Origin of the sequence: Mucilaginibacter sp. PPCGB 2223, from assembly GCF_001705515.1 — a bacterium.
GTDB lineage: Bacteria > Bacteroidota > Bacteroidia > Sphingobacteriales > Sphingobacteriaceae > Mucilaginibacter.
Genome location: NZ_MDJS01000004.1, coordinates 650,019 through 659,971, shown reverse-complemented (window position 1 = coordinate 659,971; position 9,953 = coordinate 650,019). Strand labels below are relative to the sequence as shown.

Sequence of the window (9,953 nt, the reverse complement as noted above, 5' to 3'; positions counted from 1 at the left end):
TAATCCACCCAAATTAATTTTAAGGCCGGAGAAACCATTAACGCCACCGATAACAGCTTCGTTGCTTGTTGCACCAACGTTTAAACCTAAGGTCCAGGTGTTGTACTGTCCGCTCCCACCAAATATCTTGGCAGAAGTTGAGGCCGACTTGGTCGAATCCGATGACTGAGCATTTACTGCTGCTGCGGCCATCAAAGAAACAATTGACAAAGCGGCTGTTTTCTTCAATGTAGAATAATTCATAGTTTTAAGATTAAACAATTTTAATTGTGATTTTTTTTTCAAATTTAGTTATTATGTTTGAAATCATTACCAAACATTGTTCCAATTTTATTTATATTCTTTGACAAAAAAATATAAAAAAGGTTTTAGGAAAAACTAAATACCCCAATAATAATGAAATACTTACGTATTAGTCCGGATTTATTTATTAATAATAGAAAAAATTTCGTTTCGCGACTAAAATCGAACTCCATCGCAATTTTTAATTCAGCCGACGAATTCCCCAGAAGCGGCGATCAAACCTTTGTTTTTAAGCAAAACGCCGATTTTTTTTATCTTTCAGGCATCGATCAGGAACAAAGTATCCTGTTTTTATACCCGGATTGTCCTAATCCATTGTACAAAGAAGTACTTTTTTTGCGACAAACTGATGAGCACATCGCGGTTTGGGAGGGGCATAAGTACACTAAAGACGAAGCAAGAGAAACATCCGGCATAACCTCGGTTTATTGGCTCCAGGATTTTGATAGTATTTTGCATAGTATTATAAACTATGCTGATAATATATATTTAAATACCAACGAGAACGATCGCTATCTCCATGCGGTACCTTATCGCGATATGCGGTTTATCGAAACCCTCAGATCAAAGTACCCGTTGCATAACTATTTAAGGTCGGCTCCGATCATGCGCGACCTGCGCGTTATCAAGTCAGACATCGAAATTGAGCTTACCCAAAAGGCCTGTGCTATAACTAACGATGCTTTCAGGCGGGTGCTCAGGTTTGTTAAACCCGGTGTTACTGAATACGAGATCGAAGCCGAGATCATTCACGAATTTATCCGCCAGCGAGCAACGGGCCATGCATATAACCCTATCATCGCATCGGGGCCCAATGCCAATGTACTGCACTACAACGATAATAACCAGGTTTGCAGGGATGGCGATGTGATTTTATTTGATTTTGGCGCCGAATACGCTAATTATAATGCCGATATGAGCCGTTCGATCCCGGTAAACGGGCGCTTCACCCGGCGCCAGCGCGATGTATATAATGCTGTGCTGCACGTAATGAAGGAAGCCACCAGGATGATAGTGGATGGCACCGTTTGGAATGAATATCACGATGAGGTAGGAAAGATTATGACGGGCGAGCTGATCAAGCTGGGGTTGCTGGATAAGCACGATGTAGAAAAACAGAACCCGGCAATGCCGGCCTATAAAAAATACTTTATGCACGGTACCTCGCACCACCTGGGTTTGGATGTGCACGATATCGCCAGCCGCTATCAGAAGTTCCGGGTTGGTAATATATTAACCTGCGAACCGGGTATATATATCCCGAAAGAAGGCTTAGGCATACGCCTCGAAAATAATATATTAATAACCCAAGGCGGTAATGTGGATTTGATGGCTGCGATACCGGTAGAGGCCGGTGAAATCGAAGAAATTATGAATTCATAGTATCCACAGCATCGGCAAACCGGTAGATATTGAAATCTTTTTTTTGTGAAGCTTCAGCAACCAATTGCCGGAGCTTTATTTTTTCGATGCCCTGCATTCTTTTTTGCTGTACAAGTCTGTATACTTTTTCGGTCAGTAAGAATATTCTTTTAGTGTTTGCGCCTAAATCAGCCTGTTGCAGATGGGCAGCTACTGCGCTAACGCCGGTTTGATGTACAGCATCGGTTTTAAATACCTTAATATCTGCATGCTTTTGCATCACCATTTTTTTAATGTTGCTTACAAAAGCATCCGCACCTTCGCGGTCGGCCTTGTTTACAATAAACATGTCGGCAATTTCCATCAGGCCCGATTTAATATGCTGTATCTCATCGCCGCTTTCGGGTACCAAAACAACCACAGTAATATCGGCTAAGCCTGCAATGTCGATCTCTGATTGCCCCACACCTACCGTTTCGATAAATACATAATCAAAACCCGCCGCGCGCAACACATCCGTCATTTCGATTGTCTTTACACTTAAGCCACCTACCGACCCGCGCGTAGCTATCGAGCGGATAAATACATCCGGGTGATTAAAATGCGCCGCCATCCGTATACGGTCGCCAAGCAGCGAACCCATGTTAAAAGGCGAAGTAGGATCGACAGCCAGCACGGCTATTTTTTTGCCCTGTTTAAGTAACTCGGTAACCAGGGCCCCAACCAAAGTACTTTTACCTGCCCCCGGCGGGCCGGTTATGCCAATTACCGGTACCCGGTTATTTATAGCCAGGCTTTTTAAATAAGCGTCGGCGCCCGCAAGGTCGTTCTCAACCATGGTCAATCGCCTGGCAAGTAATTTAAAATCGATATGGGTGTTTAGCGGAAGTAACGACATCTCAGATGAATAAACCGGTGGCTAATTTAAGTGCTTATTCATTATGGTTTGGTTTTTTATGCAATTTAATTGTTAAGCCGCCAATGCATACCTTTACACCTATATAATATAGTATCCAAAAAAAGAATGAAAGTTGCCGGTTTTACCTTTATCAGGAACGCAGTAAAAAACGATTATCCGGTTGTTGAAGCCATTACTTCGATATTGCCTTTATGCGATGAATTTGTAATAGCTTTAGGCAACAGCGAAGATGAGACCGCACAACTGATCGAAAGTATAGGCTCGCCCAAGATCAGGGTGGTCAACACCGTTTGGGACGACAGCAAGCGCGAAGGCGGGGCTGTTTTTGCCGAGCAAACCGATATCGCTTTCAATAATATTTCGCCCGATGCCGACTGGGCCTTTTATATCCAGGGCGATGAGTGCGTGCACGAAAAGTATCACGCAACCATTAAAAAGGAAATGGAAGATAACTTAGCCGATGCCAGGATTGAAGGTTTGTTGTTTAAGTACCAGCATTTTTACGGCTCGTACGATTATTACAGCCATTCGCGCCGCTGGTACCGCCGCGAGATACGGATTGTGCGGAACAACAAACACATCCACGCTTACCGCGATGCGCAGGGTTTCAGGTGGGATGAGCGCAAGATCAACGTTAAACTCATCGATGCTTATATTTACCATTATGGCTGGGTAAAGCAGCCAAAAGTTATCGAAAACAAGCTGCGCAACTTTAGCCGTTTTTACCATGATGATGCGTGGGTGGCAGCCAATATACCCGAAACTTATGAGTTTGATTACAGCAATGCCGACAAGCTGATCCCTTTTACGGGGACACACCCGGCAGTAATGCAAAAACGGATAGCCGCTTTGAACTGGAAACTCGACCCCGCTAAAATTAAAATGAAGATGGATACGAGGCGGCGCCTATTACAAGCTGTAGAAATGCTCACCGGCTGGCGCATCGGCGAATACAAAAATTATAAGATAGTTAAGTAAATTGAGCAACATCAAAAACCAGCATATCTTAATCAGCCGAACCGATGCTATTGGCGATGTGGTACTCACGCTGCCTTTATGCGGGTATCTTAAAAGCATCTGCCCAGATGTTAAAATTTCATTTCTGGGCCGCACTTATACCCAGCCGGTAATTGATGCCTGCGCCGCAATAGATACCTTTATTAATTATGATGAGCTGCAAACCCTGCCGGAACCAGGGCAGGCTGCAGCTTTAAAGGCCAGGCATGTCGATGTGATCATCCATGTTTATCCTCGTAAGGAGATAGCCGAACTGGCAAAAAAAGCGAATATCAAATTACGCATCGGTACAACTAACCGGGTGTTCCATTGGCTTACCTGCAATAAGCTGGTTAAGCTGAGCCGCAAAAACTCTCTTCTGCACGAAGCGCAGTTAAATATTGTTTTGTTACAAGGGTTGGGTATTAACACTGTTCCTGATGTTGTGCAGTTGCCGGACTATTATGATTTTAAAACGAAAGACAAATTGCGAAAAGAATTTGCAGATCTGTTTGATCGGGGAAAATTCAATTTGATTCTTCATCCCAAATCGCACGGCAGCGGCAGGGAGTGGAGCTTGCAGCGATTTAGCGAACTGATCGGCTTGTTGCCAGCTGAGCGGTTCAAGGTATTCATCAGCGGAAGCGAAAAAGAAAAAGCGATACTGAAAGACTGGATAGCCGGTTTACCCGGTACGGTTGTGGATGTGACAGGCGCAATGCCATTGGAACAACTGGTAAAATTTATAGCCAAAGCCGATGGGCTGATTGCTGCCGGTACCGGCCCGCTGCACATTGCCGCCGAAACCGGTATTCATACCCTGGGGCTGTTCCCGTCTATCGGCTCGATACATGCGCGGCGCTGGGGGCCGGTTGGCAAACGGGCCGAATTTATACAAGCGCCGGCAGGCGACCTTGACGTGATAAGCGCGGCCGATGTTTACAATAAAATTAAAGTATGGTTGTGAGTAAACAGCAAAAACCATCGGTACTGGTCACTTTCGATTCGATGAAGAACGCGAATACCGGTTTATACTATTTTGGCCTGGGCTTGGGTAACGCGCTTTTGCAGGAGAATAAGGATAGGTTTAAGTTTAGTTTTTACCTGAAATTTAAAAACCGCAGCATATTTGCCGGCAAGGTACGGCTGGTTTTTTTGGCCAAGATGCACAAGTTGTTCTTCCCTGGGCGCAATAAATACGATGTGGTGCATTTTACCGATCAGTTTTGCCGCCTGAAACCCGAACTGGTAAATGCGAGGAAAATACTGACCATTCACGATCTGAACCCCATCATCGAATTAAAGAATGATGCGCGCCTGCTGCCTCTTTACTTCAAAAAGATGAACGGGCATATCGATAACTCGGATAAGGTTGTAGCCATATCGCAGTTTGTTGCTGACGACATTGTTAAGCACTTTCCACAGGCGAAGGAAAAGCTAAGCGTGATCTATAACGGCGCCGATAAACTGGAACCCGCTCCCGGGCATCAGCCGCAAAATATCCCACAGCGGAAGTTTTTGTTTACGATAGGCAATGTATCGCCTAAAAAGAACTTCCATGTATTGCCTGCCTTGCTCGAACGCAACGACCTGCAACTGGTCATCGCCGGTACGGTAACCAATTATCAGCATAAAATTATGGAGGAAGCGGCAAAGTTTAACTGTGCCGACCGTGTTAAGATAATCGGCCCGGTAAGCGATGCCGATAAAGCCTGGTATTATCAAAACTGCGAGGCGCTCGTTTTCCCTTCGCTGGCCGAGGGCTTTGGCCTGCCGGTAATTGAGGCCATGTATTTTGGCAAGCCTGTTTTTTTATCGAACCTTACATCACTCCCCGAAATTGGCGGAAACGTGGCTTATTATTTTGATAGCTTCGAACCTGCCGCCATGCAGAAGGTATTAGCCGAAGGCCTGGCGCATTTCCATCAAAACAACTTAGCCGAAACTGCCAGGCAGCGCGCCGCCCTGTTTACCTGGGAGCGAACGGCGCAGCAGTATATGGCCCTGTACCAGGGTGCTTAGCAGGCTAAGCAATGTCTGTCGCTGGTTAAACGGGCCACTTTATCCTTTAATATAGCACGCGCCCTGTGCAAATTAGTGCGCGACAGCAGTTCGCTCATACCTAATTGGTTTCCTATTTCCTGGTGCGAGTAACCTTCGATGGCATACATATTAAATACCGAACGATAGGTTTGCGGCAGCTTTTGTATGATCTTAAGTAAATCTTTAGCCTCGAGGCCATGCGCGTTATAACCGTTGGCGTAATAATCGTTTTGCTCGGGCAGTTCGTCCACCAAAACCATTGGCTTTAATTTGCGGTAGCGCGATATGGCCGTGTTTACCATAATATGTCGTATCCAGCCCTCCAGGCTGCCCTCGCCGCGGTACCTGTGCGCGTTATTGAACATTTTTATAAAGCCCTCCTGCAAAATATCCTGTGCTTCGTCTTTATCGTTAGCGTAACGCATGCATATGGCCAGCATCTTAGGCGCCATGGTGCGGTATAAAAGCTCCTGCTGCTTACGGTCGTTTTTAAGGCATCCTGCCCACATCTCGTTTAAACGGTTATCAATCGTTGTCATGGTGTTGTACTGTTTGGGCACACTATGCCAATATTGATACCCTTATTGTAAATTGTTGATTTTCAATTAAATAAAAAATATCCGCAATTTTAAAACCGTCCGGAAACGAACAGTTAGCGTTACAGGCGGACAGTTTTTTAATGGTGGCGCACAGCTATGAAAATTGGCGTAATGTAAGGTTTAAGCTATAGGTTACTGATATCCATAACTATTGATTAATTTTGCCAGCTTATAATTTTAAATGAAAACGTACTTCCGCCTGCTCTCTTTTGCCAAGCCCATCGAAAAGTTTGCAATACCTTATATTATATTCACGGTGCTTACTGTAATTTTCAGCACACTTAATTTGGTGTTGCTGGCGCCGCTGCTTAAGGTGATATTTAATGTTGAAAAGCCTAACCCTAACCTGCCGAAACCGGAGCATTGGACCGATATCCTGAAAAACTTTAATTACTATACCAACTGGGCCGATCTGCATTATGGCCCTGCCAAAACCCTGCAGTATGTATGCCTGATTATCGTGCTGTCGGTACTGTTGGGTAACCTGTTCCGCTATCTTTCGCAAAGGGTGATGGAAAACCTGCGCATCCATACCTTGCTTAATTTCCGTAAGGCGGTATTTAACAATGTAATGAACCTGCACCTGGGTTATTTCAGCAACGAGCGCAAAGGAGATATCATATCAAAAGTAGCATCAGATGTGCAGGTGGTACAGTTTTCGGTTACCGGTACATTACAGGTTATTTTTAAAGAACCGCTGCAGCTCATCGCGTTTTTATTCACTCTGTTCAGTATATCCTTTAAGCTCACCTTGTTTTCGATGCTGGTTATCCCTATATCAGCGTTCATCATATCCCGCATTGTTAAAAGGTTAAAGCAACAGGCCATAGAGTCGCAAAAATCGTACGGCAACATGATCAGCTACCTGGATGAAGCCCTTTCGGGGATAAAAATTGTTAAGGCTTTTAATGCCGTAGGTTTTATCAAGGATAAATTTAACAACGAGAACAAACGCTATTCGTCTATCACCAAATCGATGGCCAAAAGGCAGCAGCTTGCCTCGCCGACTTCGGAGTTTTTAGGTGTGACGATGATCTCGACACTGGTGCTCTATGGCGGTTCGCTGGTAATATCGGGTCATTCCGATTTAAAGGCAGAAGAGTTCATCGATTATATCATTCTGTTTTCACAAGTGATGCGCCCGGCAAAGGCTATCTCCGATTCCTTCAGCAATATCCACTCAGGTATCGCCGCCGGTGAGCGTGTACTGGCGCTGATAGATGAAAAGCCTTTATTAACCGATGCGCCAAACGCTGTTGCTATTGATGGTTTTAACGATAGCATCAAATTCGAAAATGTAACCTTTGCCTACAACGAAAAAAATGTGCTCAACAATATCAACCTTACCATTCCGAAAGGTAAAGCGGTAGCGCTGGTTGGTCCGTCGGGCGGCGGCAAATCAACCCTGATGGACCTGATCCCCCGCTTTATCGAACCCAAAACCGGCAAAGTACTGATAGACGGTAAAAATATTAATGATCTGACAGCCGAATCGGTACGCTCGTTGATGGGTTTTGTAAACCAGGAGTCGATCCTGTTTAACGATACCATTTTTAACAATATCGCCTTTGGTAAACCCGATGCTACTTTAGAAGAAGTTGAGGCGGCCGCCAAAATAGCCAACGCGCACGAGTTTATCCTCACTACCGAAAACGGCTACCAGACCAATATCGGCGATCGTGGCTCTAAACTCTCGGGCGGGCAAAAGCAACGGATATGCATAGCCCGTGCAGTGCTGAACAACCCGCCAATCATGCTCCTGGATGAGGCTACCTCGGCCCTGGATACCGAATCGGAAAAACTGGTGCAGGATGCCCTGAACAACCTGATGAAGAACCGCACCTCACTCATCATCGCACACCGCTTAAGCACCATCCAAAGTGCTGATATCATCGTTGTTTTAGAGAACGGTGAAATAGTTGAGCAAGGCAGCCACACGCAGCTGATGAGCAATAACGGCTTATACAAAAAGCTGATCGATATGCAAACCTTTGCCGAAGTATAAGCCATGCATGCCCAGCAAAACCAGGTAGCCATTGTGGTACCAACCTATCGCAGCGGTATAACACCGCTGGAGGCTATTGCCCTACAGCAATGCCAGAAAGTTTTTGCCGGATACGACAGGATACTGGTGACCCCGCGCTCGCTTGATGCAGCCGACCTGTATTCGAAATACGATTTCAGTTCTGCGGTTACTTTTGCCGATGATTATTTTGGATCGATACAAGGTTATAACCGTTTGATGCTGAGCAGTGAGTTTTATGCTGCTTTTTTAAAGTACGAGTACATTTTAATTTATCAGCTGGATGCCTTTGCTTTTAGCGATGAACTGCCTTACTGGTGCAGCCAGGATATTGATTACGTGGGCGCGCCCTGGCTGCGCATACATGGCTACCCCGACCTGATGAAAGCCGTTAAATCGCGCATACAGATGTTATACCACGCGCGCTTTGATGTGCAGCGCAACGGTCGCCCGAGCGATATGCAGTTCGTTAACCGGGTGGGTAACGGAGGCTTTTCGCTAAGGCGGGTTAAAAAATTTTATGAACTGAGTATCCGGCTAAAACCACAGATGCAACGCTATTTAAACAGTACCGATCATTACCTCAATGAAGACGCTTTTTGGAGCATCGAAGTGAACCGTAAAAAAAAATTGCTGAACATTCCAGGCTATAAAAAAGCATCGCACTTTGCGTTTGAGCATGCGCCCGGAAAATCGTTAAAAATAACCGGCGGCAAGTTACCATTCGGTTGCCACGCCTGGGAAAAGAACCTCGATTTTTGGCGGCCAATATTTAAGGAACAGGGTTACACTATTTAACCTTACCAGTAAGGATATAGTATCTTAATTTAAGATAAAGACCTGTACTTAGCTTACGGTACCTGTTGTTAAGGTTCAGCATGTCGAGCGCGATACTTAACGGGAATTTAAAGCGAATGAGTTGGGAAATAAAGTATTTAAACGTGCGGCGTTCAATACTGATCATTTCTGTTACGCTTTTGTTGGTGATACTTACGGGTAATACCGGCTCCCACTTTTTATGCAGCTTAATGGTGTCGTTAAGCCAGTCGGCATTGTAACTGCCTTCCGAAAAATGATCAAGTAAAACCTCGAAAGTGACAGCAACCCGGTAGCTCAGGCCAATGTTTAACGACAGGTCGATATCATAAACATGAAAGCCGGTAAAACTCTCGTCAAAAAGATGCCTCAAGGCTATCTCGCGCGTAGTGCACATCCAAACCCCATCTATACACGCAACCTGTACCAATTTTTGATCTGTGAGATTGTGGTATTTAAGTTCGGGTGGTTTATCCGAAAACTTGTACGATTGCTTCAGGTTAGTATAATACTCTTCGTTACCTATTCCATTCCACCCCGATGGGGTAAGCGGTTTGTAGCTGCTCCCGGCAACGCCTATTAAACCAACCTCCGGGTTCTGTGCAAATATATTGTTTACAATCACGCCCCAGTCAGGGGTTAACAATTCAATATCCTCGTGCATAAAGCACAACAGATCATATTGCGCCTGCCTGATACCGAGGTTATAAATTTCGGCTATGCCTTTGGCGCCTGCACTGTTATCAAAAGCAATGATCTCGTGTTCGACGCCAATAGTGTTCTTAATATTTTCGCTAACCAGGCTTAACAGTTTTGTTTTTGCAGAAGAGATGATTATCGAGATCATTTTTCAAATTTAGAAATCCCTGTCTTTACGCATAGTATTTAATTG

At 44.9% G+C, this 9,953-nt stretch carries 9 protein-coding genes and 1 pseudogene; 6 read left to right on the top strand and 4 right to left on the bottom strand.

What is annotated here, in order from left to right; translation table 11 throughout:
* Nucleotides 1-285 (bottom strand): annotated as a pseudogene (locus BEL04_RS21295) (hypothetical protein); the annotation flags it as partial.
* Nucleotides 286-396: 111 nt separating this feature from the next.
* Here BEL04_RS21295 and BEL04_RS21290 point away from each other — a divergent pair.
* On the top strand, nt 397-1,686 hold the full coding sequence (locus tag BEL04_RS21290; RefSeq protein ID WP_066007257.1) for an aminopeptidase P N-terminal domain-containing protein: 1,290 nt from the start codon (nt 397-399) through the stop codon (nt 1,684-1,686).
* Here the strand turns inward: BEL04_RS21290 and meaB are convergent.
* A complete protein-coding gene (gene meaB, locus BEL04_RS21285; RefSeq protein ID WP_066007255.1) occupies nt 1,673-2,563 on the bottom strand; it encodes a methylmalonyl Co-A mutase-associated GTPase MeaB in 891 nt (296 codons plus the stop codon). The genes BEL04_RS21290 and meaB overlap by 14 nt on opposite strands.
* A 126-nt stretch (nt 2,564-2,689) precedes the next feature.
* Here meaB and BEL04_RS21280 point away from each other — a divergent pair, with 126 nt between their 5' ends.
* Genes BEL04_RS21280 through BEL04_RS21270 form a run of 3 tightly spaced genes read left to right on the top strand, consistent with a single transcriptional unit; the run spans nt 2,690 to nt 5,602 of the window.
* Nucleotides 2,690-3,562 carry a glycosyl transferase gene (locus BEL04_RS21280; RefSeq protein WP_066007252.1) on the top strand — a complete coding sequence of 291 codons (873 nt, stop codon included), beginning with the start codon at nt 2,690-2,692 and terminating at the stop codon, nt 3,560-3,562.
* 1 nt (nt 3,563) lies between these two features.
* Nucleotides 3,564-4,547 (top strand): glycosyltransferase family 9 protein, encoded by a 984-nt coding sequence (locus tag BEL04_RS21275; protein WP_066007251.1) that lies wholly within the window; start codon nt 3,564-3,566, stop codon nt 4,545-4,547.
* Complete coding sequence (locus tag BEL04_RS21270) at nt 4,538-5,602, top strand: glycosyltransferase family 1 protein (RefSeq protein WP_083228024.1); 1,065 nt, start codon at nt 4,538-4,540, stop codon at nt 5,600-5,602. The genes BEL04_RS21275 and BEL04_RS21270 overlap by 10 nt, the downstream gene beginning before the upstream one ends.
* On the opposite strand, the gene BEL04_RS21265 is transcribed toward BEL04_RS21270, so the two are convergent.
* A complete protein-coding gene (locus BEL04_RS21265; protein WP_066007354.1) occupies nt 5,599-6,162 on the bottom strand; it encodes an RNA polymerase sigma factor in 564 nt (187 codons plus the stop codon). The genes BEL04_RS21270 and BEL04_RS21265 overlap by 4 nt on opposite strands.
* 241 nt (nt 6,163-6,403) lie before the next feature.
* Between BEL04_RS21265 and BEL04_RS21260 the strand changes: the two genes are divergently transcribed.
* Together BEL04_RS21260 and BEL04_RS21255 are read left to right on the top strand one after the other, a co-directional pair.
* Nucleotides 6,404-8,227, top strand: a complete 1,824-nt coding sequence (locus BEL04_RS21260; protein ID WP_066007250.1) for an ABC transporter ATP-binding protein — start codon at nt 6,404-6,406, stop codon at nt 8,225-8,227.
* 3 nt (nt 8,228-8,230) lie between these two features.
* On the top strand, nt 8,231-9,043 hold the full coding sequence (locus BEL04_RS21255) for a DUF5672 family protein (protein WP_066007249.1): 813 nt from the start codon (nt 8,231-8,233) through the stop codon (nt 9,041-9,043).
* Here BEL04_RS21255 and BEL04_RS21250 read toward each other — a convergent pair.
* The gene (locus BEL04_RS21250; protein ID WP_066007248.1) at nt 9,036-9,908 is read right to left on the bottom strand and encodes a glycosyltransferase; all 873 of its coding nucleotides are present in this window, start codon (nt 9,906-9,908) and stop codon (nt 9,036-9,038) included. The genes BEL04_RS21255 and BEL04_RS21250 overlap by 8 nt on opposite strands.
* Nucleotides 9,909-9,953 lie beyond the last annotated feature (45 nt).